Annotated in this window: 24 protein-coding genes and 7 pseudogenes; 15 read left to right on the forward strand and 16 right to left on the reverse strand. The window is 37.9% G+C overall.

What is annotated here, in order from left to right:
* Window positions 1-110 precede the first annotated feature (110 nt).
* A pseudogene (bshA, locus tag ACWYN3_RS32365) lies at window positions 111-1,264 on the forward strand (N-acetyl-alpha-D-glucosaminyl L-malate synthase BshA).
* A 263-nt stretch (window positions 1,265-1,527) separates the two neighbouring features.
* On the opposite strand, the gene ACWYN3_RS32370 reads toward bshA, so the two are convergent.
* The 4 genes from ACWYN3_RS32370 to ACWYN3_RS32385 are packed head-to-tail and all read right to left on the reverse strand — an operon-like array spanning window position 1,528 to window position 4,109.
* Window positions 1,528-2,643: a lactonase family protein gene (locus ACWYN3_RS32370; protein WP_456217949.1), complete on the reverse strand. Its 1,116-nt coding sequence runs from the start codon at window positions 2,641-2,643 to the stop codon at window positions 1,528-1,530.
* A 14-nt stretch (window positions 2,644-2,657) separates the two neighbouring features.
* The gene (locus tag ACWYN3_RS32375; RefSeq protein ID WP_456217950.1) at window positions 2,658-3,410 is read right to left on the reverse strand and encodes a pseudouridine synthase; all 753 of its coding nucleotides are present in this window, start codon (window positions 3,408-3,410) and stop codon (window positions 2,658-2,660) included.
* Window positions 3,376-3,612, reverse strand: coding sequence for a hypothetical protein (locus ACWYN3_RS32380; RefSeq protein WP_456217951.1), 237 nt, complete (start codon window positions 3,610-3,612; stop codon window positions 3,376-3,378). Before ACWYN3_RS32380 ends, ACWYN3_RS32375 begins: the two co-directional genes overlap by 35 nt.
* A complete protein-coding gene (locus tag ACWYN3_RS32385; protein WP_456217952.1) occupies window positions 3,582-4,109 on the reverse strand; it encodes a hypothetical protein in 528 nt (175 codons plus the stop codon). The genes ACWYN3_RS32380 and ACWYN3_RS32385 overlap by 31 nt, the downstream gene beginning before the upstream one ends.
* A gap of 270 nt (window positions 4,110-4,379) precedes the next feature.
* Here ACWYN3_RS32385 and ACWYN3_RS32390 point away from each other — a divergent pair, with 270 nt between their 5' ends.
* The 6 genes and pseudogenes from ACWYN3_RS32390 (at window position 4,380) to ACWYN3_RS32415 (ending at window position 12,162) form a co-directional block, all read left to right on the forward strand.
* Window positions 4,380-4,970, forward strand: coding sequence for a lytic transglycosylase domain-containing protein (locus ACWYN3_RS32390; RefSeq protein WP_456217953.1), 591 nt, complete (start codon window positions 4,380-4,382; stop codon window positions 4,968-4,970).
* A 10-nt stretch (window positions 4,971-4,980) separates the two neighbouring features.
* A complete protein-coding gene (locus ACWYN3_RS32395) occupies window positions 4,981-5,115 on the forward strand; it encodes a hypothetical protein (protein ID WP_456217954.1) in 135 nt (44 codons plus the stop codon).
* A 119-nt stretch (window positions 5,116-5,234) separates the two neighbouring features.
* Window positions 5,235-6,038, forward strand: coding sequence for a hypothetical protein (locus ACWYN3_RS32400; protein WP_456217955.1), 804 nt, complete (start codon window positions 5,235-5,237; stop codon window positions 6,036-6,038).
* Window positions 6,039-6,206: 168 nt separating this feature from the next.
* Window positions 6,207-7,658 carry a Gfo/Idh/MocA family oxidoreductase gene (locus tag ACWYN3_RS32405; protein ID WP_456217956.1) on the forward strand — a complete coding sequence of 484 codons (1,452 nt, stop codon included), beginning with the start codon at window positions 6,207-6,209 and terminating at the stop codon, window positions 7,656-7,658.
* A 152-nt stretch (window positions 7,659-7,810) separates the two neighbouring features.
* A pseudogene (uvrA, locus tag ACWYN3_RS32410) lies at window positions 7,811-10,665 on the forward strand (excinuclease ABC subunit UvrA).
* Between the two features lie 9 nt (window positions 10,666-10,674).
* Window positions 10,675-12,162 carry an NAD(P)H-hydrate dehydratase gene (locus ACWYN3_RS32415; protein ID WP_456217957.1) on the forward strand — a complete coding sequence of 496 codons (1,488 nt, stop codon included), beginning with the start codon at window positions 10,675-10,677 and terminating at the stop codon, window positions 12,160-12,162.
* Here ACWYN3_RS32415 and ACWYN3_RS32420 read toward each other — a convergent pair.
* The 3 genes and pseudogenes from ACWYN3_RS32420 to lipA form a co-directional block, all read right to left on the reverse strand.
* The gene (locus tag ACWYN3_RS32420) at window positions 12,155-12,913 is read right to left on the reverse strand and encodes an anti-sigma factor (RefSeq protein WP_456217958.1); all 759 of its coding nucleotides are present in this window, start codon (window positions 12,911-12,913) and stop codon (window positions 12,155-12,157) included. The genes ACWYN3_RS32415 and ACWYN3_RS32420 overlap by 8 nt on opposite strands.
* Window positions 12,914-13,060: 147 nt before the next feature.
* On the reverse strand, window positions 13,061-13,612 hold the full coding sequence (locus ACWYN3_RS32425) for an RNA polymerase sigma factor (protein ID WP_456217959.1): 552 nt from the start codon (window positions 13,610-13,612) through the stop codon (window positions 13,061-13,063).
* 64 nt (window positions 13,613-13,676) lie between these two features.
* Window positions 13,677-14,554: pseudogene (gene lipA / locus ACWYN3_RS32430) on the reverse strand (lipoyl synthase).
* Between the two features lie 183 nt (window positions 14,555-14,737).
* On the opposite strand from lipA, the gene ACWYN3_RS32435 reads away from it, so the two are divergent.
* On the forward strand, window positions 14,738-14,950 hold the full coding sequence (locus ACWYN3_RS32435; RefSeq protein WP_456217960.1) for an OsmC family protein: 213 nt from the start codon (window positions 14,738-14,740) through the stop codon (window positions 14,948-14,950).
* A 28-nt stretch (window positions 14,951-14,978) separates the two neighbouring features.
* Window positions 14,979-15,146 carry an OsmC family protein gene (locus ACWYN3_RS32440; RefSeq protein ID WP_456217961.1) on the forward strand — a complete coding sequence of 56 codons (168 nt, stop codon included), beginning with the start codon at window positions 14,979-14,981 and terminating at the stop codon, window positions 15,144-15,146.
* Here ACWYN3_RS32440 and ACWYN3_RS32445 read toward each other — a convergent pair.
* From ACWYN3_RS32445 to ACWYN3_RS32470, 6 genes are all read right to left on the reverse strand, one after another.
* Window positions 15,136-15,330 (reverse strand): monothiol bacilliredoxin BrxC family protein, encoded by a 195-nt coding sequence (locus tag ACWYN3_RS32445; protein WP_456223236.1) that lies wholly within the window; start codon window positions 15,328-15,330, stop codon window positions 15,136-15,138. The two genes, ACWYN3_RS32440 and ACWYN3_RS32445, sit on opposite strands and share 11 nt — an antisense overlap.
* Before the next feature lie 13 nt (window positions 15,331-15,343).
* Window positions 15,344-15,475, reverse strand: a complete 132-nt coding sequence (locus ACWYN3_RS32450) for a monothiol bacilliredoxin BrxC family protein (RefSeq protein ID WP_456217962.1) — start codon at window positions 15,473-15,475, stop codon at window positions 15,344-15,346.
* Between the two features lie 229 nt (window positions 15,476-15,704).
* Window positions 15,705-15,941: a 6,7-dimethyl-8-ribityllumazine synthase gene (gene ribH / locus ACWYN3_RS32455; protein WP_456223237.1), complete on the reverse strand. Its 237-nt coding sequence runs from the start codon at window positions 15,939-15,941 to the stop codon at window positions 15,705-15,707.
* On the reverse strand, window positions 15,923-16,198 hold the full coding sequence (locus ACWYN3_RS32460) for a 6,7-dimethyl-8-ribityllumazine synthase (protein ID WP_456217963.1): 276 nt from the start codon (window positions 16,196-16,198) through the stop codon (window positions 15,923-15,925). Before ACWYN3_RS32460 ends, ribH begins: the two co-directional genes overlap by 19 nt.
* 76 nt (window positions 16,199-16,274) lie before the next feature.
* Window positions 16,275-16,433, reverse strand: coding sequence for a hypothetical protein (locus ACWYN3_RS32465; RefSeq protein WP_456217964.1), 159 nt, complete (start codon window positions 16,431-16,433; stop codon window positions 16,275-16,277).
* The gene (locus ACWYN3_RS32470) at window positions 16,423-16,947 is read right to left on the reverse strand and encodes a tetratricopeptide repeat protein (RefSeq protein ID WP_456217965.1); all 525 of its coding nucleotides are present in this window, start codon (window positions 16,945-16,947) and stop codon (window positions 16,423-16,425) included. Before ACWYN3_RS32470 ends, ACWYN3_RS32465 begins: the two co-directional genes overlap by 11 nt.
* Window positions 16,948-17,147: 200 nt before the next feature.
* Here ACWYN3_RS32470 and recF point away from each other — a divergent pair.
* Together recF and ACWYN3_RS32480 are read left to right on the forward strand one after the other, a co-directional pair.
* Window positions 17,148-18,260: pseudogene (gene recF, locus ACWYN3_RS32475) on the forward strand (DNA replication/repair protein RecF).
* Window positions 18,253-18,543, forward strand: a complete 291-nt coding sequence (locus ACWYN3_RS32480) for a DUF721 domain-containing protein (RefSeq protein WP_456217966.1) — start codon at window positions 18,253-18,255, stop codon at window positions 18,541-18,543. The pseudogene recF and the gene ACWYN3_RS32480 overlap by 8 nt, the downstream one beginning before the upstream one ends.
* 26 nt (window positions 18,544-18,569) lie before the next feature.
* Here the strand turns inward: ACWYN3_RS32480 and ACWYN3_RS32485 are convergent, their stop codons facing one another.
* From ACWYN3_RS32485 to ACWYN3_RS32495, 3 genes and pseudogenes are all read right to left on the reverse strand, one after another.
* Entirely contained in the window at window positions 18,570-18,710 is a 141-nt protein-coding gene (locus ACWYN3_RS32485; RefSeq protein WP_456217967.1) for a hypothetical protein, read from the reverse strand.
* A gap of 103 nt (window positions 18,711-18,813) precedes the next feature.
* Window positions 18,814-19,419, reverse strand: a pseudogene (locus ACWYN3_RS32490) (FKBP-type peptidyl-prolyl cis-trans isomerase).
* A gap of 227 nt (window positions 19,420-19,646) precedes the next feature.
* Window positions 19,647-20,065 (reverse strand): annotated as a pseudogene (locus ACWYN3_RS32495) (nucleoside-diphosphate kinase).
* A gap of 268 nt (window positions 20,066-20,333) precedes the next feature.
* On the opposite strand from ACWYN3_RS32495, the gene ACWYN3_RS32500 reads away from it, so the two are divergent.
* From ACWYN3_RS32500 to ACWYN3_RS32515, 4 genes and pseudogenes are all read left to right on the forward strand, one after another.
* Window positions 20,334-21,344: a DHH family phosphoesterase gene (locus ACWYN3_RS32500; protein WP_456217968.1), complete on the forward strand. Its 1,011-nt coding sequence runs from the start codon at window positions 20,334-20,336 to the stop codon at window positions 21,342-21,344.
* Between the two features lie 143 nt (window positions 21,345-21,487).
* On the forward strand, window positions 21,488-22,027 hold the full coding sequence (locus ACWYN3_RS32505) for an FKBP-type peptidyl-prolyl cis-trans isomerase (RefSeq protein ID WP_456217969.1): 540 nt from the start codon (window positions 21,488-21,490) through the stop codon (window positions 22,025-22,027).
* 83 nt (window positions 22,028-22,110) lie between these two features.
* Window positions 22,111-22,539, forward strand: coding sequence for an FKBP-type peptidyl-prolyl cis-trans isomerase (locus ACWYN3_RS32510; RefSeq protein WP_456217970.1), 429 nt, complete (start codon window positions 22,111-22,113; stop codon window positions 22,537-22,539).
* Window positions 22,540-22,548: 9 nt separating this feature from the next.
* Window positions 22,549-23,315: pseudogene (locus tag ACWYN3_RS32515) on the forward strand (TatD family hydrolase).
* Window positions 23,316-23,319 lie beyond the last annotated feature (4 nt).

Below are 23,319 nucleotides of genomic sequence, written 5' to 3' on the forward strand. Positions count from 1 at the left end.
TTCTGTTACAAATTAAATAATTGCAATTGTTTAACACAAAGCTCAGTTTTAGTACTGTAATTTGCGGGTGCAACAGTTTAATTAAAACTGTTATAGATAATCTATAATTGATGAAAATAGGTATTGTTTGTTACCCTACATTTGGCGGTAGTGGTGTTGTCGCTACAGAATTAGGAAAGGCATTGGCCGATGAAGGACATCAGGTCCATTTCATCACCTATAGCCAGCCTGCAAGGTTAGACTTTTTCTCTGCTAACCTTTATTACCATGAAGTATCAGTCCGGGATTATCCATTGTTTGACTATGCACCTTATGAATCTGCATTAGCCAGTAAACTGGTAGATGTCGTGAGATTCGAGAAATTGGATATCCTCCATGTACATTATGCAATTCCACATGCTTCTGCTGCTTTTATGGCAAAACAGATTCTGGAAACTTACGGTATTTATATACCGTTTGTCACTACGCTCCATGGAACTGATATTACTTTAGTTGGAAAAGATCCTACTTATAAACCTGTAGTTACCTTTTCTATCAATAAGTCAGATGGAGTAACTACTGTTTCCAACGATCTGAAAGAAGATACCAATAATCATTTTGATATCACTAACGAGATCAGAGTGATTCCTAACTTTATAGATTTCAGCAGATTTAGCCTGAAACCAAAGGATCATTTCAAAAAGGCTATTGCGCCTAATAATGAAAGAATCCTGATTCATACTTCTAACTTCCGTAAGGTAAAAAGGACCGCGGATGTGATCAGAATGTTTAAGCTCATTCTGAATAAGATCCCTTCTAAATTATTGATGGTAGGGGATGGACCAGACCGTGCGAATAATGAGCAATTATGCAGAGATCTTGGTATTTGTGATCATGTTCGCTTTTTAGGAAAACAAGACGCTGTTGAGGAAATCCTTTCAGTGCTGATTTATTTCTGATGCCTTCCGAAACAGAAAGCTTTGGACTGGCAGCACTTGAAGCTATGGCTTGCAAGGTGCCTATTATCACTTCTAATGCTGGTGGTTTGCCAGAACTGAATATAGATGGGTTTTGTGGCTATATGAGCAATGTTGGTGATGTGGATGATATGGCAAGTAAAGCTATCACAATCCTTGAAGATGATGAAGTTTTAAACAGGTTTAAAGAAAATGCTTTTAAAAGGGCACAGGATTTTGACCTGAAGAAAATATTACCGCTATATGTAGATTACTATAATGACATCATAGCTAAAAATCATGCGGTACAGCCTTGTCATAAAGGTTAATAAACGAGAAAGACAAAAATAGAAAAGAGGCTGTATCATAAATCATTTTAGCCTCGAAGCCGCCAAATTATATTTTATCACGGCAGCTATTTTAATAAAAAACGGCAATTTTCAAAAAGAAAATTGCCGTTTTTTATTGTATTTCATTCCTTTCAGAAAGGACTCAAAATTAAATTCCGTTTCCGAAAAGTGATTTTGATTAATGATACACCCTCTTTTCTATTTGTAAACATTACCCTTTAAACACGAGTAATCGCTGCTACTTATTTTTTAGATACAAATTGGAAACATACAGGAGCACCTACTTCGATTCTCTTTCCGCTGTCTTTCAAGGCGCCAGTTACTTTGTCACGTTTAAATATGACCACGTTATTTGAATACTGATGACCAACTAATAACCAGTTACCACCTGGATCAATCACGAAAGCTCTCGGGCCGTTACCTAAAGTGCTTGTCTGACCTTTATTAACCAATTGACCATTACTTTCAACAGCGAAAGTAGTAATTGTATTGGCAGTACCTCTGTTACTTACATATAAGAACTTACCATCAGCAGTAAGCTGTATATCTGCACCTCCACTCTCACCTTTAAAGCCTTTGGCTACAAAAGGAATCTCCTGAATCTTTTTGAACACACCATCAGTATAACTGAAAACAGTTACTTCAGGTATCATTTCCTGTATCAGGTAAGCAAATTTACCATTGCTGCTAAAAGTGATGTGTCTTGGCCCACTACCAGGTTTGATGCTGATGCTGTCTTTTAAAACAAGTACATCATGCGCTGAATCTTTATTATATGCGTAAGTATAAACCTTGTCTTTTCCTAAATCATTAGAGATCACAAAACGATGGTCAGGACTAAAACGTACCATGTGAACATGGGCACTGCTTTGTCTGGCTTTGTTTATGCTTGATCCTATGTGTTTAACAACCTGTTTTGCAGGAGTCAAAGCACCGCTTGCCTCTCTGCCAAAGACACCGATAGTACCTCCGCTATAATTTGCAATCAGTACATTTTTGTCATCTGCGATCAGATAACAAGGATCTGCACCTTCTGCATTTTGTTTATTTAAGAAACCTAATTTACCTGTAACTGCGTCAAAGCTAAAAGCGCTTACCATGCTTTTGTCGCCATCCTCATTCACCGCATAAACAAATTTACGATCCGGTGTAACGGTAAGGAAGCTTGGATTAATCACGTTCTTCTCTACATTAGTATTCTTAAATGCAGCGTTGGACGTGTTAAAATCGTAAACATAAATTCCTTCACTTTTACCCGGAGCAGTATATGTTCCGATGACAAGATGAAAATCTGCCTGTTGTGCTTCAGCAGAAAGAAAAGAAATGGTAGCGGTTAACAGACAAATTAGTTTTCTCATAAACGGGGCTATAATTACTGGATCAGATGTTTGATCTGAATCAGTTCATGTTCTTCTAAAAAGCGCCATCTTCCACGTGGAAGATCTTTCTTGGTCAGGTTGCCATAAACCACACGGTCTAATTTAACAACTTCATAACCCAGGTGTTCAAATATTCTGCGGACAATCCTGTTTTTTCCACTGTGGATCTGGATGCCTACTTCACGTTTAGAACCTCCGGCAACGTAAGATACAGAATCCGGTTTAATAATACCATCTTCTAACTCCAGTCCGAACTGAATTTTGTTCAGGTCACCCTGACTTAAACTTTTGCTTAATTCAACATGATAGATTTTAGTAATACCATTTTTTGGATGAGATAGCTTATCAGCTAAGTCACCATCATTTGTCATTAATAAAAGGCCTGTTGTATTACGGTCTAAACGTCCTACCGGGTAAATACGTTCTCTGCTTGCTTTCTCTACCAATGACATTACTGTACGACGCTCCTGAGGATCATCTGTAGTAGTAATATAATCTTTAGGTTTGTTTAAGATTACGTAAACTTTCTTTTCACGTTTTAGCAACTCACCGTTGTAACGAACTTCGTCCTTACCCGGATCTACTTTGTATCCCAGTTCAGAAACTGGTACATTGTTTACAGAAACAACACCTGCGGCGATTAGTTCATCTGCCTTACGACGTGAACAAATACCAGAGTTGGCGATGTAACGGTTCAAACGGATTTTTCCGTCATCTATAGTATTGCTTTCCTTTCTTGCACGCATCACAGGCGCTGAATTTAGCAGCAAAAGGTCTTGGCGCACCAGAATATGGTTTTGCCGCCGCACCTTCTTCTCTCTTTCTGAAAGGTCTGCTATCTGTGCTTCTGGAAGAATTTTTTTTATCATCGAAAGTTCTGAATGGTCTTTCGCCATCAGTACTGAAATTGTCTTTCTTTACATAACTACGGCCTTCATTTCTTGGCATTTCTTTAGAACTACCTTCTTTAAATGCACGTGGTTTGAATGTTTTGCCGCCTGCACCTCTTGAGAAGCTTTTAGCATCACCATCTTTACCTGCTCTTGGTTTGAAACTGCTTTCGCCATCTCTTGGAGGTCTTGATGAGAAGCTTTTAGCATCACCATCTCTGCCTGCTCTTGGTCTGAAACTGCTATCGCCATCTCTTGGAGGTCTTGATGAGAAGCTTTTAGCATCACCATCCCTGCCTGCTCTTGGTCTGAAACTGCTGTCACCATCTCTAGGAGGTCTCGCTTTGAAATCATCACCATCTTTACTTGCTCTTGGTCTGGTCTGTAGTTATCCTTCCCAGCACCAAATTTACTCTTGTCGTTCCCCTCTTTATCCCCAAACTTGCTTTTACCTTTGTAAGAACTATCTGCTCCACTACGGCCTTTACCTGTTGTGCTTCGGTTTCCCGGTTTGGACTTGTCATCCCGACTGTTCCTGTTGTTGTTATTTGTCATGATACGCTGTTAACCACATAATTAATGCGGGGTGCAAATTTAATAAAAATCGCGCAAATAGTCATTTATATTTTCATCATGTTAGTTGAAAATAAAATCATGGCCTATGGGTGTTTAAACGTTGATTTTATTGCTTATTTCTGTAAAATGTTGATAATTAGATAAATATACATTACATTTGCAGGCGTTTTATAATTGTTCACCAAAAAAAGGAGGAAAATGATAAAGAAACACATAATAACATGTTCGGTAATTTTAGGATTATTGGTTATGGCAAAAGTGTTTGCTTACAACATGCCCCAAGCATTTAAAAGTCAAAAAAAAGGACTTAACAACACTACAAAAAGTATAATTACTACTACCACTACTATCACAGAAGAGCCTGTAAATCTGATAGCTCAGTTAAATTTCGCAGAAGAAACTTTACCTCTGGGTGACATCAGGGTGCAGCAAAAGATGAAGAAAATTCTTGCAGGGTATAATTATAGTAATCTACAGACAAATCGTTTACACAGGATGGCCGCAGAATGGTTCCCGATTATTGAGCCGATTCTTGCAGCTTACGGTATCCCAAATGATTTTAAATACATGCCTCTGGTTGAATCTGGTTTACAAGGCGGAATGTCCCCAAAAGGAGCAAATGGATTCTGGCAGTTTATGCCAGGTACAGCACGGACTTACGGACTAAAAGTAAACTCAGAAGTCGACGAACGTAAAAACTTACGTAAATCCACTATAGCAGCCTGCAAATACATCAAAGAATTGTATGGTGTTTTTGATAGCTGGACACTAGTCGCTGCTGCCTACAATGTTGGTGACCCACCACATGAGGAAGCAGATCAACAGACAAAATCAGGATAATTACTTCAAGATGAAACTTAACCGTGAAACAGGTGGTTATGTTTACAAACTCATCTCCATGAAAGAAATCATCAAAGATCCTTCACGTTATGGTTATCGTGCTTCTCCAAAAGGAGTATTGGCTATGAATACCCACAGCGAATAAAAAGAAATCAGACTGAAATGAAATTAAAAGCCGGCTTATGCCGGCTTTTTTTATATAATAAAATTCAATGTTCGCTGAAAATCCAAAATAAACTTAGCTTTATAACAGAAGAACATGATATGGAACATTTATACTATAAACCATCAGGAAAAATACCGGTAAAGGGCATCTTTATTTCTCTCGTAACCGCATTTGTGCTAACAGTAATACTGAGCATTCTTTATATTGCCCTGCAATGGTTTATTCCTTTTATTTATCTGAATTTCTTTATTGCTGTCGGACTGGGGCTGGGCGTTGGTGGTGGCGTATTTATAGCAATTGGATTGGGTAAGATCAGAAATACAAAATATGACCGCCTGCTGGCAATAATCAGTGGTATTTTGGCCTGGTATTCACAATGGGCGCTGTTTGTGTCTTTAATGTATGAGGCAGAAGGAAGTATGGCAGGTGGAATGTGGGTTCGTTCTTCTTTTAATCTGACCGGATTCTGGCATGTTTTTACGCATCCCGATGTTCTTCTTCAAGCGATGTTAAATCTGAATAATGCGGGTACTTTTACACTAAAACATAATACCGTTTCAGGTACTTTGCTATGGGTGGTTTGGGCTATTGAAGCTTTGATCATTATCGCAGTACCGGTTGTATTCTCCCTTTCAGGAAGGGCAACAACTCCATTTTCTGAGCAGAATGAACAATGGATGGAGGAACGGGATGTTGAGGGGAAGCTGAAAACCGTAGCTGATCCTGATCAAATGATAGCAGAGCTAAGCGCCGGTAATTTAAAATCCCTGAAAGATTTGCTGCCTGCTGATGATTACAGCATGACTATGCAACCTTGCGTGTTTATGAATCTCCAGGTGATCCTGTTAAATACATCAGTGTTACCAATGTTAGCCATACAGCCGATAAAAAAGGTGAATTAAAGAAAGAAACTAAAACTGTGATTGAGTATTTTAGAATTGAGGATGCTAATTTTCTGTAATGAATCCTCTTCTCGGAGTTAATGATTATTTCACCTTCTTTTAATTTAGAGGGTGATTTTAGTACGTCTGAAAACGTATATATTTAGTGAGTTTAAAAATACTCTGCTAATGAAATCTGCTATACGGATAATTTTAATAGGTATCGGTCCCCATTCAAAGCGTGTCTATCTGCCTGCATTGGCTAAATTAAAGGAGAAATTTGACCTTGAGATTTTATTGACAATTGATGTTAAGTCTGAATCCGAAAAGGTTAAACGTCACTTTGAAAAGCATGGTTATGTGATCAATACACTGTTTATTGATCCGTTTGCTGTTCAGCTACCTGAAGCTTTGAAAGCTGAGCTAAATCATTTTGTCTCTGAAAATGATATCAATGCAGTCATTATCGCTACCGAACCATCAGTTCATTATGCCTATGCAGAATGGGCATTAAGTTTAAGATTGCATATACTGATGGACAAGCCTGTTAGTACCAGGGAAAATGCTGTCTCTGAATTAGAACAGGCTAATGGAATCCTTTCTGATTATCTGGAATTGCTTAAGCTCTATAGTGACTTTCAACAAGAGAAGCCGACAATCTTTTCTATTAATGTGCAGCGGAGGTATCATCCGGGATTTCAATATATCATGGAAAGGATAAAAGATGTAAGTTCAGCAACCAATTGCCCCGTAACTTCTATTAATTCCAGTCATAGCGATGGGCAGTGGCGCCTGCCTTCAGAAATGATTCTGGAGGATTATCATTCCTATAATAAAGGACATGGAAAAATGTCTCATAGCGGTTATCATATATTCGATATAGTCAGCCAGCTTTATCATGCCCCGGATATAATTGCTAAAGCATCCGATAGTATGGACGTATTCAGTTCTCTGATTCAGCCTGATGGTTTTATTACACAAATGAATGAGCAGGATTATTCCGCTTATTTTAAAGATGATTACGGAAAAGTGAAGGCATTTGATGATCAGCAATTACTGGAAATTTTTCAGGATTATGGTGAACTTGATGCGACGGTTCTGATCCGGATGCTCAAAGAGCAGAAAAATATAGCCAATATAACCATCAACCTATTGCATAATAGCTTTAGCAGGAGGAGCTGGGCAATACCTGATGCTGACCTTTATAAAGGAAACGGCCGTGTAAAACACGAGTATCATAATATTCAGCAGGGACCATTTCAAAATATTCAGGTTCATTCTTATCAGGCTAAAGATAAGCATCATCATAACAATAAGAAAGATTATAAAACAGGAGGGAATAACCATTTCGATATTCATATTTTCCGGAATATTGGCATGCTGGGAGGTAAACGTCCGCTGGAGATCATTACAATGAAAGATCTTTCAGCTAAACACAAACTGGATGATTCCAAACTGTTAACAGAACAGGCCAAAACCTCAGTAATTGAAGAGTTTCTTAATTTCATCCAGGGTAATCTGGATAAAAAAGATCTGATATCAAATATCGACAGCCATCTTAATGGTGTGAAAATGATGTCGGCGGCATACCTGTCTCATATTTATCAGAAAGCTGGAAAAAATCCAGTGGTGAATATTTAAAAACATCCCATTGTCATACCCTTGTTTCTTTGGTGATATCCATTCGCGATATTGTAAATCCGGATAGGCTATTAAAAGAAAAATGGGTACTTTTGTGGCTGCAAATTTGCTTTCTTTATTTCAAAGATTTCAATAGCATTTTTTAGACATATATGAGCAAAAATACCATCGATCTGGGTGAACAAAAAGATGTTGAAGTATACGGTGCAAGGGTTCACAACCTGAAAAACATAGATATTTCTTTTCCACGTAACCAACTTGTTGTTATTACTGGTTTAAGTGGCAGTGGTAAGTCATCTCTGGCATTTGATACAATTTATGCCGAAGGACAACGTCGTTATATGGAGACTTTCAGCGCATACTCCCGTCAGTTTATGGGAGGAATGGAAAGACCTGATGTAGATAAAGTATCAGGATTGAGTCCTGTAATTGCGATTGAACAGAAAACAACAAGTAAAAACCCAAGATCTACTGTAGGAACGATTACAGAAATCTATGATTTCATGCGTTTGTTATATGCCCGTACTGCTGATGCTTTCTCTTACAATACCGGAGAGAAAATGGAGCGGATGAGCGAAGATCAGATCCTGAATAACATTTACAATAAATATGAAAATATCGCGGTAAATATTCTTGCCCCCGTAGTTAAAGGCCGGAAAGGGCATTACCGTGAATTGTTTGAACAAATTCGTAAACAAGGATATGTTAAGGTGCGTATTGATGGAGAAATACAGGATATGACTCCAAAAATGCAGGTTGACAGATATAAGATCCATGATATTGAAATTGTAATAGATCGTCTTTTAGTAGATAGAAAAGACCATAAACGATTAATCGATTCTGTTCAGACCGCAATGAAAGTAGGTAAAGGGATTATTAAAATCAGCGACAAAGAGAATAATGTTTCTCATTTCAGCCGCTTTTTAATGTGTCCTACTACCGGGATATCTTATGATGAACCTCAGCCAAACAGTTTTTCTTTCAACTCTCCTTATGGAGCCTGCGAACGATGTGATGGTTTAGGTTATATTTTCGTTGTGGACAGAGATTCTGTAATGCCTAATCCTAAACTCAGTATTATGAGTGGTGGATTAGCTCCGCTTGGTGAATACCGGGATATCTGGATGTTCCAGGTGATTAAGGCAGTGGCAAAAAAAAAAATATAACTTCTCTCTTTCTACACCTATAGAAAAATTAGGAGAAGAGAATATCAATATCATTCTGAATGGAAGTCCTGATTTATTGTCTGTAGCTGTTGAATATAACAAATGGAATGTACAGAACTATCAGATCACTTTTGACGGAATTATCAAATTACTGGAAGAGCAGAATGAAAAAAAAGGAGAAGGTGCTGTAGATGATATGGAAACCTTCCGTAAACTTAAAACCTGTCCTTCATGTAATGGCGCAAGGCTGAAAAAAGAAAGTCTGCATTTTAAAGTAGACGGAAAGAATATTTTTGAACTGGCAGAAATGGATATTAATAGCCTTAAAGGATGGTTTGATGACCTGGAAAGCCGTTTAAATGAAAGACAGAATACAATTGCTAAAGAGATTTTAAAAGAAATCAGAACAAGGTTAGGCTTTTTGACTGATGTAGGATTAAACTACCTTTCTCTGGATAGAACAGCAAGAACATTATCAGGAGGTGAAGCACAACGGATACGTCTGGCAACGCAAATCGGTTCACAATTAATGAACGTCATGTATATTTTGGATGAACCAAGTATTGGTCTTCATCAGCGTGACAATGAACGTTTAATTGGTGCACTGAAAAATCTGCGTGATCTTGGAAATACAGTATTAGTTGTTGAACACGATAAAGACATGATTCTGGAAGCAGATTATGTGATTGACGTTGGCCCTGCGGCTGGTTTGCATGGCGGACAGATTGTTGCTGAAGGAACCCCGGCAGAGATCCTGAAATCAGGAACACTGACTGCGGCCTACCTGAACGGAGATAAAGAAATCGCAGTTCCGGCAAAAAAAGAAGAAAAGGCAATGGACATAAGTTATCTATCATCAAAGCCAGTGGTCATAATCTGAAAGAAGTTTCTGTAGATTTTCCATTAGGTAAATTTATCGCTGTTACCGGAGTTTCAGGCAGTGGTAAATCAAGTTTGATCACAGAGACTTTATATCCGATTTTAAATCACCATTTCTTCAGAGCGAAAAAACATCCTTTGCCCTATGAGAAAATCAACGGGATTAAAGAAATTGATAAAGTAATTGAAATTGATCAGGCGCCAATTGGCAGAACACCGCGATCAAATCCTTCTACCTATACAGGTGTTTTCTCGGATATAAGAAACTTATATGTGCAGTTACCCGAAGCTAAGATAAGAGGGTATAAGCCAGGTCGTTTTTCTTTCAATGTGAAAGGTGGAAGATGTGAAACCTGTCAGGGGGCCGGAATGAAGGTTATAGAAATGAATTTCCTTCCTGATGTGCATGTGCCATGTGAAGAGTGTGGAGGCAGAAGATATAACAGAGAGACGCTGGAAGTGCGTTATCGTGGTAAATCGATCAGTGACGTACTGGATATGAGTATTGAAGATGCTTGTGCATTTTTCGAAAACATGCCTGTTATTTATCGTAAGATAAAGACTTTAAAAGACGTTGGATTAGGATATATTACCCTGGGACAGTCTTCTACTACTTTATCAGGTGGTGAGGCGCAAAGAGTTAAACTGGCTACTGAATTATCCAAAAAAGATACCGGAAAGACATTCTATATTCTGGATGAGCCAACAACTGGTTTGCATTTTGAAGACATCAATGTACTGTACTATTAGGGGTTTTAAATGAGTTAGTAGATAGAGGAAATACTGTTCTCGTGATTGAGCATAACCTGGACGTGGTTAAAGTGGCCGACTGGGTTATTGATTTAGGTGAAGAAGGTGGTGCTGGTGGTGGAAGAATCATTTTTGAGGGAACACCCGAAGGCCTGATCCAGAACCCAATCAGTTTGACTGGGAAATTCCTGAAAAAAGAAATGAAACATTAACAAAATTAAATGCAGAACCTGATTAATCAAGAGCAGACGCGTTCGGCAGACGTATTTACCATTAAAAATAAAGATATAACCTCTATAGAATTAATGGAAGCAGCTTCGGCGGCTTTTGCTGAAGAGTTTATAAAGGAGGTTACTGGTGAAGATACGCCAGTAGATATTTTATGCGGTAAAGGTAATAACGGAGCTGATGGATTGGCGATTGCCAGAATACTTAAAGATAAAGGGTATAACCGGGTTGCAGTGTATCTGATTGATTTTTCAGGTAATGAGACTGAAGAATATAAGGAAAACCTGAACCGTTTAAAAGATCTGTGGTTCTCATTAACTACAATCAAAGCCGTTGTAGAATTGAAATCTTTGACAAATGGGGTAATCATAGATGCCGTTTTAGGATCAGGATTGAATAAACCATTAACAGGTCTTTATCTGGAGCTTGCACAATTCATCAATGGATTGAACCGTCAGGTGATTGCTGTAGATGTACCTACCGGTTTTCCAGCAGAAGGGGCACTGGGCAAAGACAGTATCTATATTAAAGCTGATCTGGTGATCTGTTTTCAGCGGCCAAAAATTAATTTCTTCTTTCCTGAATCTGCTAATGCTTTAGCTCGTTTCAAAGTAACCCCGATTGGTCTTGATGAAGATTTTATTGAAAAGTTTGATTCTCCTTATAAACTTCTGGATGCAGAGGATATCAAGGCCTTAATCAAACCAAGAAAGTCTTTTACTCATAAAGGTACTTATGGACATGCATTGCTCGTAGCCGGACAGAAAGAAACTATGGGTGCAGCAATTCTTGCTGCCAGAGCATGTTTATATGGCGGAGCAGGATTAACAACCGTTTCTATCCCTGAAAGCGGATTAACAGCGTTAAATACAGCTCTCCCGGAAGTGATGTATTTAGACCGGACAGCGCTAAATGATGGACTTGAAAAATTCAAAGTAATCGCAGTGGGGCCTGGCTTAGGCATAGGCAAAGAAAGTATTGACATCCTGAAAAACCTGTTAAAATTAAAAGTACCCTTGATTATAGATGCTGATGCATTGCATCTGCTGGGAGATCATAAAGATTTACTTCAACAGGTAACAGAAGGATCTGTATTAACCCCCCATATGAAGGAATTTGATCATTTGTTCGGTACTCATGATTCATGGTGGGCCCGTTTGCAAACTGCAAGGGTACAGGCAATTGAACTGAAATGTATCATCGTGCTCAAAAATCAATATACGTTTATTATCGATCAGAAGGGAAGAGTAAAGATTAATTCAACCGGTAACTCAGCAATGGCACAAGGAGGAATGGGGGATGTACTGACAGGACTGATATCTTCATTCCTGGCTCAGGGTTACAGCGCAGATGAAGCTGCATACGCCGCTTGTTATATACATGGACTATCCGGAGATCAGCTTGCCGTATCCAGAGTTTCTGTCACAGCTTCCGCAGTCGCTGAATATGTACCCGAAGCATTAAAAGGATTAATTAAATAGAGACACCGCCCATAAGAACCATTTTTTCCATCGTAGGGCTAACACTACCACCACGTTTTTCAAGAGTTACTGCAAATGCCTGTGCATTTCCAACCTCTTTCATAGAAACTAATAGTTTTTTGGGTTCAGCAGTTGCATCGAATACACCAAGATCAACAGGTTTTCCATTTACAATTGCCCATAATTGGTATTGGTGAGCAGCGTCATTTTGAGGAAGAGCCATTTTGCTGTTATCCATCATTACATGCTGTCCTTTTCTATGCCAGTAAACCATCATCATGTTAGCCTGAGGAGAGATTTTAGTTCCGGCAAGTTTAACAGCTGTCCATGTTGGATCTGCTGCCATAGTCGCTATGGTCTGTAAATCTTTATTCTCATCTTTCATAAAGCTGACCGTACTGGCAAACTTCTCTTTATCAGTGTTTAGGGCTATAATCTGTTGATTAGCTGTATTTAATTTGTCATGTGTTGAATAAAGAGCAACGACACTGACTATTAACAGCCCGACACACGCTACCAGTGCATATCTTAGTGTTTTGATAGTTGAAGCCGCATTGTCTTTAGGTAAAGGAATAATTTTAGCTTCGTGGTTTGTTGTTGAAAGGTGGTTAGCTGTTGTAACGTGATTTTTTGTTGAAACAGATTCTTCTGGAGTTGCTATTTCATCAACAGGGACAAGTATCTTTTCAAATATTTGTTTATCCAGACCACCGGACGGTTGAATAGCGTGTTTAATCGCATACTGTTCCATAGCAATCTCGATCGCACTAATCTCTGCTTAATAACAGAATGTTTAGCCGCCATCTCTTCAACTTCATGTTGTTCACGGGCGCCTAATTGCCCAAGAACGTAAAGTTCAAGTATGCCTGTTTCGATATATGCTTTTGCTTCTTCCACTTTAATTAAAATACTTTCTTAATTCTATAATAGCCATTCTGACACGGGTTTTTACCGTACCTAATGGTAAATTCAGTTCCTCTGCAGCCTCGACATGAGTATAGCCTTTAAAATAGACCATATCCAATACGCTCTTGAATTCAGGTTTAAGTGCAGTAACCATATCTTTTAAACCCATTGTATCCGCATTAAAAGTTACCTTTCTTTGCTGGTCAATGAAATCTACGTTATTTTCTATATCCTGGTTTTTATTGGCATTCCTGAAATCTTTGGAGCGTATTTTATCTATAGCCAGATTACGGGCAACATTAATCATCCATGTGAATAAACGGCCTTTAGTACTGTCATAGCTATCTGCTGAATGCCAGATTTTGACAAAAGTATCCTGTAAGAGATCTTCAGCTATTTCCGAATGCTGTACAATTCTGAAAATCACACCTAACAGTGCAGCTGAATACATATCGTATAATGCCTGAATAGCGATCTTGTCGCGATCTTTCAGTGCACGCACCAGATCTTCTTCTGTAAGGGATATTTTATTATTTGGTGCCAATATTTGCTAATATACAGAATGTGTAACAAGTTTAAACATATTTTTGTTTGAAATGCTTTATGTATTAAAAATCGAAAAGATGTTTCTCCGCATGGTATGAAGAACGGACTAACGGGCCGCTTTCTACATATCTCAAGCCTTTAGCCATTCCTATCTCTTTATACTTAGCAAATTGATCAGGGTGAATCCAGTCAATAACCGGGTGGTGGTTACGGGTTGGCTGTAAATACTGACCTAAAGTCAGGATATGCACACCATTTGCAACCAGGTCATCCATTGCTTCCAGAACGTCGTCTTCAGTTTCTCCCAATCCAAGCATAATACCTGTTTGGTTCTCAAACCGAATTCTGATATTCTTTTCAGACATTCAAGACTTCTATCATATTTGGCCTGAACACGTACTTGTTTAGTTAAACGGCGTACAGTTTCAATATTATGTGACATAACCTCAGGACGCTCTTCCAATACACGGTAAAGGTTATCCCAGATACCTCTGAAATCAGGAATAAGTGTTTCTAAAGTTGTCGAAGGACTTTCTCTGCGAATAGCCTGTAAAGTTTCTGCCCAGATTATAGATCCGCCATCTTTCAGATCATCGCGGTCTACCGAAGTAATTACACAATGTTTTACCTGCATTAATTTAACTGAGTTAGCTACACGGTTAGGCTCATCTGTATCTACAGCTTTTGGTCTGCCTGTTGCAACTGCACAAAATGAGCAGGAGCGGGTACATATATTACCAAGGATCATAAATGTTGCCGTACCAGCACCCCAGCACTCACCCATATTAGGGCAATTACCACTTTCACAAATGGTATGTAGTTTATGGGTATCTACAAGACTACGCACTTGTGCATATTCTTTACCTACAGGAAGCTTAACTCTAAGCCAGTCTGGTTTACGTTGTACTGTGTTCGCTGAAACAACCGGAAGTTCGATCATGGGACAAAGTTAAGCAATAGGTTTGAATTGTTATAAACATGAAGTGTATGTAAGGTGTAATGTTATGCTTAAATACGTTAAAATATGACAAAATTGGGAAAGATTGATCTTTATGGGTTATTGATTTGGTAAATAATTAATGCTAATCTTGTAAAGCAGGTTTTAGAAACTGTTTAAATCAATATGGCAACTTCAAAAATAACTTATAACGGAGGGCTGAGAACCAGCTCTGTTCATTTACGTTCGGGAAATGAAATTATTACAGATGCACCTGTCGATAATAAAGGTAAGGGCGAAGCATTTTCACCTACAGATTTACTGGCTACCTCACTAGGGAACTGTATGATCACTATCGTAGGTATTGCAGCCGCAGAACACGGCTTTAACATTGATTGACGGGGCAACTTGTGAAATCACAAAAATTATGGCAGAAGGTCCCAGAAGAGTAGCCGAAATTATTGCTGTCTTCCAGTTTCCTGCGAATAACTATTCTGAAAAAGATAAGAAGATTATTGAAAGATCTGCAAATACCTGTCCGGTATTTTACAGTCTTCACCCTGATTTAAAGAAAACTGTTACTTTTAATTATTAATCAGTTCGGCCACTTCATCCGCTGAGATGTCACTATGTGAGGCATCAAGTACGCAGTCACCATTTTTGATTAATAAAATCTGTGGGGACTCATGATGAACTTGAAATGTTTCAGCTATCTGTGCAGAAATTGCACGATGGCTGATCAGGTCAAGGAAATACAGGTTTGTGTCTTCCGGGATAATTTCCCAGTCAAGCTCAAACGTTTTTTTTTTTTTTTGCCATCATACTCACTGAACAACGAGTGCTGTGTTTAAAAATTAAACTATAACCCGCCTGCGTTTTTATGTCACTGATCTGATTTTGATCAGTAATGTTCTTCCACTCCATCAAATTTCTATTTTAAATTATTTCCGGCTTACTTTCTCCGGTTGCCTTTTGGATACGAACTGTATGCCGGGCAGATACGGTTAGAGCAAGACTCTAAAACTATTATTGCAAAGAATACTCCAAGCAATACAATTGCTATCTTTTTCATTGTTGATTGTGTTAATCTTCTGCTAATCTACACTATTCCAGAAAATAAAACAATTCAGTATTCAGTGCTTTTAAACAAATCTTAAGCTGTTGCCAGCAAATGAGCCATTTTTATCGCTGTAATTGCTGCTTCATCTCCTTTATTTCCATGTTTACCACCAGATCTGTCTAATGCCTGTTGTAAATCATTAGTCGTTAATACACCAAAAATAACTGGTTTACTATACTTAATCCCTACTTGCGTTACGCCATTGGCTACAGCATCACAGATAAAATCAAAATGTTTGGTATCACCCTGTATTACACATCCAAGACAGATAACAGCATCAAGAGATCTGCATGTTTTTTTAACAAGATCTCAGCTGCACCAGTTAATTCGAAACTTCCCGGAACTGCAATAGAAAGAATATTCTCTTCTTTAACGCCATGTTTTAAAAGCGTTTCCAATGCACCTTTGTAAAGACTGCCTGTTACATCCGCGTTCCATTCTGCTACCGCAATAGCAATTTTATAAGCTGCGCCATCAGGTACAGTTGTATGAGAAAAGTCGGACAGGTTTTTTAATTGTGTTGCCATGGGTGCAAAGATAAGTATTAAAACAAAAAAAAGGCCCGCATAAAATGCAGGCCTTTGTCAAAATATTTTGAAAATGTTATTTTCCTTGTGCAGCAGTAGCGCGGGCGATATACTCATCAATCATCACAGCTTCCTGACTTCCAGGGAACTCAGCTTTGATTTTGTTATATGCTTCTTCTGCATTTTTGAAGTCTTTTTGTGATTCGTAAACTAATCCTAGTTTTTTAAGGAACAATGGAGAAGTAAACTTGTTGCTTGATTTTGTCAGCCGCTTTCTTGTAATAAGTAATTGCCTGGCTATAATCTTTCAGTTCACTGTAAGCATCACCTAACATACCTAATGCCAGTGGATCTGCAACAGGACTTCCTGTTTCTGAATATTTACCTAAAACCTCAGTAGCTTTTTTATACTCTCCTTTACGTAAATAGATTCCTCCAAGATACAGGTTAGCTAAGTTAGCTGATTTTGTATTGTTGTATTCTTCAGCAATTTTTTCAAATCCCGGGTAACCTGCGTCACCTGTGATAGCTTTATTAGCCAGAGAATCTACCCCAACAAATTGTTCTGCTTTGTACATTTTTGCAGAAGCCTCTTCAGCTCTGCCTTTCAAATATACATTCTGATACCAAAAGTATATGATCACTAATACGATTACCGCTGCGGCAATGAATAAAAGGCTTTTAGAGTTTTCCTCTAAAAATGAACCCTTTCTAACGTTATGATTTACTTCTTTTTCTGTTGTGGACATTTTTTATTAATAAAAATTAAGGATTGCAAAAATACATTTTTCGGTTAAAGTATCAACCTCTTTTTAAGTATTTAAATAAAAATTTTAAACGTATGGCGTTTTCGAACCCTCTGAATTAGATGTGAATAGGATATTGATGAAACAAATCTGTGTATCAGCATCTTTTAACAAAGCGAAACGGTAACTTTGCAGCTCATACTATGTGGTTAAAAAACATTACTCTGCTTAATTTTAAGAATTATTCTGATGCTGATTTGCGGTTTTCAAAAACAGTAAACGCATTTATTGGGAATAATGGTGCCGGGAAGACGAATTTACTGGATGCGATCCATTACCTGTGTCTTTGTAAAAGCTATTTCAATCCGATTGATAGCCAGCAGATAAAAACTGCCGAAGAACTTTTTATGATTCAGGGGGATTTCGATCGCCAGGAAAAGAATGAGAAGATTACCTGTGGTGTTAAGAAAAATCAGAAAAAGCAATTTAAGAGGAATAAAAAAGAATATGATAACTAGCTAGCTAATCATATCGGACTTTTCCCTCTGGTGATGATCTCGCCTTATGACGTGACCATTATCATGGATGGGAGTGAAGAAAGGCGGAAGTTTATGGATAATGTGATTTCTCAGACAGATGCACAATATCTGGATGAGCTGATGATGTATAACAGGCATCTTTTAAATAGAAATGCCTTATTAAAGCAAATTGCTGTCACCCGTCGTTATGATCCGGCTTTGCTTGAAATCTTTAATGAGCAATTAGTGAGCTGCGGCACGAAGATCTTCGAAAAACGCAAGCAGTTTATGCTTGATTATATAGAACTATTCAATAAATACTATCATTATCTTACAGCTGATGCAGAACGGGTAAGTCTGATTTATCATTCTCAGCTCAATGAAACACCTTTTGAAACCTTACTGCTGCAATCCGTAGAAAAAGATAAAATCCTCGAAAGAACAACTACAGGAATACATAAAGATGATCTGATCTTTACGATCAGTGATATGCCACTCAAGAAATTCGTTCAGGGTTCGCAGGGTCAGCAGAAGTCTTTTCTGATCGCCCTTAAACTGGCACAATATGCTTATGTAGAAAAATATAAAGGCTTTAAACCTTTATTGCTGCTGGATGATATTTTTGATAAGCTGGACGAACACAGAATGCATAAACTGATGGAAATGGTTTCGCACCATGACTTCGGACAGATTTTTATTACCGATACAGGAAAAGAAAGAGTGATGAATATCTTTGATAAGATCAAAGTTCCCGTAACTTTATTTGAAGTAATTAACGGAGCCATACAACATGCGTAAACCAAATGACATGACCCTTAAGGACGCCATTTCAAAAATGTTGTCTGTCTATAAGATTAAAGGGAAGTTTGATGAAACAGGCGTTATAGCGATGTGGCCTGAAATTATGGGTACTGCTATAGGAAACAGAACAACACAAATCTACATTGCACATAAAAAACTGTTTGTTCGTATTGAATCTTCTGTGATTAAGAACGAATTGCTCATGGTACGAACCGGCATCATTCAGAAACTGAATGAACGCGCCGGTTCAGAGGTCATCAATGAAATTGTATTTCTGTAAGCATTTGTTTAAACAAAGCTCAGGTCTTAGTTTCCGTTTCCGCCACCAAATATCTTGCTGACTACCCAGATAATCAGGGCAAGCACAACAACAACTACAATTATACCGGACCAGACTCCGGCCTTGAATATACTCTCCACAAGTTGACAGCTACTTAAAGTTGTCATTATTAATGCCACAAGGGCTAAGGGTAAATATCTTTTTATATTCATAGCAGATTAATTAGTTATATCTGAACAAGTCATCTGCGAAATGGTTTTTAAAAAAGAATTATTTACCGTTTACTTTTAATAACTCAACTTCAAAAATCAGCATACTGTAAGGAGGTATTTCTTTTCCCATCGGGCGCTCACCGTAAGCTAAATTATAAGGGATGAAGAATTTATATTTAGAACCCGGAGACATCAATTGCAAGCCTTCTGTCCATCATCCTGGGATAACTCTGTCAACACCAATAGTCAATGGTTCTTTTCTATCATAGGAGCTGTCAAACTGTTTCCCGCTAAGCAATGTACCTTTGTAGTTTACAGTTACCTGATCAGTAGGTTTTGGTTTTTGGCCTTCTCCAGGGGCAACAACAATGTACTGTAAACCACTCGCAGTGCGCTTTACTTCTATAACTTTCAGGTTGCCTTCAAGGAAGTTTTTTTCCTTAGCGATCTGTGCAGCATATTTTTCCATAGTAATTTCTTTAAAAAGATTACCGATAACTTTTTGTGATGCTTGTTCGGTTAATAAAGGTGTCTGACCCTGAAATGCATCTTTTAAACCTTTTGCCAGTAACTCGTAGTTTAGTGCTTTAACACCATTGGTTTTTAAACCTGATGCCATCGAAATACCAAAAGCATAACTTGCTGAGTCTGTAAGACTTGTCATCTTTATAGCGGCAGTTGTTTTTACCGGTGTTTTTCTGGTAGCAGGTTTACGTTTGGTTTTTGTGCGTTTACCGCATAACCACATAGCGGGATCAAAAGGGTAAGGGCTAATTTCTTCATTAGTTTATATTTTTATTTCAGGTTTTGTAATTGCGAAAGTCGATTTGTCTTAACGAAAATAAGCACCCTTTTGAGGTGCTTTTATTTGATAAGTTTATTCAGCAGGAACTAGAAACGTTCAGCAGCAGTAAAGAAGAAATCTCCTTCGATTGCAGCATTCTCGTCCGAATCAGATCCGTGAACAGCATTTGCATCAATAGATTTGGCATATTTCTGACGGATTGTACCTTCAGCTGCATCAGCTGGGTTTGTAGCACCGATCAATTTTCTGAAATCTTCGATTGCATTGTCTTTTTCAAGAATTGCAGCTACGATTGGTCCAGAAGACATGAAGCTAACTAAATCACCATAAAATGGACGATCTTTGTGTACTTCATAGAATTTACCAGCAGTTTCTTCTGTTAGTTTAGTGTATTTTAATGCAATGATTTTAAACCAGCGGCAGTAATGTCATTGATAATTGCTCCGATATGTCCATTTGCTACTGCATCTGGCTTGATCATTGTAAATGTTCTGTTTGTAGTCATCTTTGTGTTATTTATTTTGCAAAATTACATTTTCTACTGTTAATATTATACACCAAATTTTAAACCACATCTTAATCGGCGCCAGTTTGAAATTTATCTGATAATTTGTTTATGCTTTTTTTTAGCTGCAACTTCGTCATATTCATTTCAGGTATGAAGGCTACCGGAAATAAATATGACTCGTTTCGCTTAAAAATAAGCTATAAACAATTTTATCATCTAAATTTAAACAGGCTCTCATTAAATTATTAGATTTGCAGCGAAAATTATGCTATCCCTTTCCGAACTTAAAACATTGCTGGCAACGCCGCAGAAAATTGTAATTACTACACACCATAAACCTGATGGCGATGCTATGGGCTCTTCTCTGGGCTTATATGCTTATCTGATCCAGAAAGGTCATCATGTAAAAGTAATTACCCCAACAGACTATCCATACTTTTTACACTGGCTTCCAAATAATGCTGATGTAATGATTTATACAGAAGCTAAAGAAGAAGCTGAGCAGTTAGTTGCCGATGCTGCTCTTGTATTCTGTCTGGATTTCAATACTTTAAGTCGTATCAACGAGCTTGGAGAAGTGATACGGAATTCGTCTGCTTATAAAATAATGATTGATCATCATCTTGATCCTGAGGATTTTGATGATTACAGACACTGGAGTATCAATGCCTGTGCAGCTGCTCAATTGGTTTACGATTTTATTGTAAATGAACTGAATGACGGAGAATTGATGAACAAAGACATTGCTACCTGTTTATATACGGGTATTATGACTGATTCAGGATCTTTCCGTTTTCCTTCCGCTACCTCAACAGTTTACCGGATTGGTGCTGATTTGATTGATGCAGGAGCAGAACACTGGCGTATCCATCAGCTGGTATACGATAATGCAACAGAAAACCGCCTGCGTTTCCTTGGGAACTGTCTGACCAATAAACTGGAAATTATCAGAGAATTTAATACAGCTATTATCTCCGTTACTGCCGAAGAATTGAAACGTTTCAATATTGTTACCGGTGATACAGAAGGTATTGTTAACTATGCACTTTCTATCAATGGGATCAAATTAGCAGCTTTTATCATTGAAAGAACAGATAAAGTTAAATTATCTTTACGTTCAACAGGTGATTTCCCTGCGAATGAGATTTGTAAGAAATTTTTCAATGGCGGTGGACATAGAAATGCTGCCGGAGGGTACTCTGACAAGAACCTTGAGGACACTATAACTTACTTTAAATCAATTTTACCTGAGTATAAAACACAATTATTGCAGTAATTAATTTAAAGTTTGCTTAAACTTGCTCTTTATTAAAGAAAAAACAAATAAAATAGAACGTAAGGCTGATATTGTATAAATTGCAGGAAAGCTGAAGCGTGCTTTATGAAACTAAAACTAAAAAAAAAACATATAAATCTGAAATGAAAAAAACATTAGTAATTCTTTTTGCAGCTACACTTGGTTTAGCGGCTTGTAACAACTTCAAAAAAGGTCCGGGTGGCCTGATGTATACAATACACAAAACTGAAGGAAAAGATAAGATCGTTGAAGGTGATATCATCAAAATCAATGCAATCCAAAAAACTGAAAAAGATTCAGTAACCAGCAGTACTTATGATATTCAGCAACCAGCTGTATTCCCGGTATCTAAAAAACAATGGGCAGGAGATATCTCTGACGCTTTAATGTTATTAGCAGAAGGTGATAGTGCTACTTTCAAAATTGACCTGGATTCAATGGCTAAATATTCAAACCAGCCAAAACCAGCTACACAGAAAGATAAATACATGGTTTTCACTGTGAAAATCGAAAAAGTAATGCACAAAGCTAAAGGTGAAGCTGATTCAACTTTCCAGAAAAAAGCTACTGAGTTTTTCCAGAAAGATTTCCAGGCTACAGTTGCAAAACAAAAGCAGCTGAAGCAGGTAAAATCAAAAGCTTTATTGATGACAACAAATTAAAAGTACAAACTACAGCTACTGGCTTACAGTATGTAATTACCGCTCCAGGTGATGCACAAAGAGCTACGCCTACTGATACTTTAATGGTAAATTACACAGGTAAATTACTGACTAAAAAATCAAATGGTAAAGAAAGTATTTTCGATACAAGTATCAAACAGGTAGCTGTAGAATCAGGTAAATTCAACGCGATGGCACAATATGGCCCGCGTCCATTTACTATAGGAAGAGCAATTCCAGGATTTGACGAGGGTCTTAAATTAATTGGAAAAGGAGGAAAGATCACTTTAATCATCCCTTCTAAATTAGCTTACGGTGAAGGCGGAATGCCTCAGGGTGGTATTACTCCATTCTCTCCATTATGTTTTGAAGTTGAAATTACTGACATCAAAAAACCTACAGGAGCACCTGTAGCAGCAGCGCCGGTTATGGCTCCTGCAGCTAAAATAATTTTGATTTTTAATCATTACTATAAACCCTGTCCGGATTACCGGACAGGGTTTTTTTATTAACTTTGTTTTATGTTTTTAACCGATACGCATACGCATTTGTATTACGAAACGGAAGAGGAAAAGCAGGCATTACTTTTTGAGCGCTGCTTTGAAAATAAGATAGACCGTTTATTTCTTCCTAATGTAGATATCTCTTCGATCGCCAAAATTGATGATCTGGTCAGAAAGTATCCTGATAACTGTTTTGCAATGGCAGGATTACATCCCTGTGAAGTCAAAGAAGACTATACAGAGGTTCTGACTGAAATCTATAACAGCATTGCAGACAGAAAGATTTATGCTATTGGTGAGATCGGTATTGATCTTTACTGGGATAAAACTACACTGGGAATACAGCAGGATGCCTTCCGCGAACAAATCAGGTGGGCTAAAGAATTAAAACTTCCTATTGTGATCCATTGCCGTGAAGCTTTTGATGAAGTCTTCGAAATCCGGAATCCGAAAAAGGAGAGGACCTTAGAGGAATTCTTCATTGTTTTACCGGTAACCTGGAACAGGCAAAAAGAACTGTTGAACTAGGTTTTTACCTGGGAATAGGAGGGGTTGTTACCTATAAAAAGGCCGGACTGGACGAAGTGCTTTCGCATATTCCTCTGGAACACCTGGTGTTAGAAACAGATTCACCTTATCTGGCACCTGTACCTTACAGGGGTAAACCGAATGAAAGCAGTTACCTCGTACACATTGCACAGAAAGTTGCTGACATTTATCATATCCCTGTGGAAAAAGTCGCGGAAGTCACTACAGCCAATTCTATCAAAATATTTAACGTCTAAATTT

The sequence above is a fragment of the Pedobacter sp. NJ-S-72 genome, from assembly GCF_053890575.1.

Coding starts and splice junctions, on each gene's coding strand:
- ACWYN3_RS32375 (WP_456217950.1), bottom strand. CDS start 3,410: ATGCGTGCAAGAAAGGAAAGCAATACTATAGATGACGGAAAAATCCGT.
- ACWYN3_RS32505 (WP_456217969.1), top strand. CDS start 21,488: ATGAAAAAAACATTAGTAATTCTTTTTGCAGCTACACTTGGTTTAGCG.
- ACWYN3_RS32385 (WP_456217952.1), bottom strand. CDS start 4,109: ATGACAAATAACAACAACAGGAACAGTCGGGATGACAAGTCCAAACCG.
- ACWYN3_RS32435 (WP_456217960.1), top strand. CDS start 14,738: ATGGCAACTTCAAAAATAACTTATAACGGAGGGCTGAGAACCAGCTCT.
- ACWYN3_RS32415 (WP_456217957.1), top strand. CDS start 10,675: ATGCAGAACCTGATTAATCAAGAGCAGACGCGTTCGGCAGACGTATTT.
- ACWYN3_RS32390 (WP_456217953.1), top strand. CDS start 4,380: ATGGCAAAAGTGTTTGCTTACAACATGCCCCAAGCATTTAAAAGTCAA.
- ACWYN3_RS32440 (WP_456217961.1), top strand. CDS start 14,979: ATGGCAGAAGGTCCCAGAAGAGTAGCCGAAATTATTGCTGTCTTCCAG.
- ACWYN3_RS32400 (WP_456217955.1), top strand. CDS start 5,235: ATGGAACATTTATACTATAAACCATCAGGAAAAATACCGGTAAAGGGC.
- ACWYN3_RS32485 (WP_456217967.1), bottom strand. CDS start 18,710: ATGACAACTTTAAGTAGCTGTCAACTTGTGGAGAGTATATTCAAGGCC.
- ACWYN3_RS32370 (WP_456217949.1), bottom strand. CDS start 2,643: ATGAGAAAACTAATTTGTCTGTTAACCGCTACCATTTCTTTTCTTTCT.
- ACWYN3_RS32380 (WP_456217951.1), bottom strand. CDS start 3,612: ATGCCAAGAAATGAAGGCCGTAGTTATGTAAAGAAAGACAATTTCAGT.
- ACWYN3_RS32395 (WP_456217954.1), top strand. CDS start 4,981: ATGAAACTTAACCGTGAAACAGGTGGTTATGTTTACAAACTCATCTCC.
- ACWYN3_RS32500 (WP_456217968.1), top strand. CDS start 20,334: ATGCTATCCCTTTCCGAACTTAAAACATTGCTGGCAACGCCGCAGAAA.
- ACWYN3_RS32450 (WP_456217962.1), bottom strand. CDS start 15,475: ATGGAGTGGAAGAACATTACTGATCAAAATCAGATCAGTGACATAAAA.
- ACWYN3_RS32460 (WP_456217963.1), bottom strand. CDS start 16,198: ATGGCAACACAATTAAAAAACCTGTCCGACTTTTCTCATACAACTGTA.
- ACWYN3_RS32420 (WP_456217958.1), bottom strand. CDS start 12,913: ATGGAACAGTATGCGATTAAACACGCTATTCAACCGTCCGGTGGTCTG.
- ACWYN3_RS32480 (WP_456217966.1), top strand. CDS start 18,253: ATGCGTAAACCAAATGACATGACCCTTAAGGACGCCATTTCAAAAATG.
- ACWYN3_RS32470 (WP_456217965.1), bottom strand. CDS start 16,947: ATGTCCACAACAGAAAAAGAAGTAAATCATAACGTTAGAAAGGGTTCA.
- ACWYN3_RS32405 (WP_456217956.1), top strand. CDS start 6,207: ATGAAATCTGCTATACGGATAATTTTAATAGGTATCGGTCCCCATTCA.
- ACWYN3_RS32510 (WP_456217970.1), top strand. CDS start 22,111: ATGGTAAATTACACAGGTAAATTACTGACTAAAAAATCAAATGGTAAA.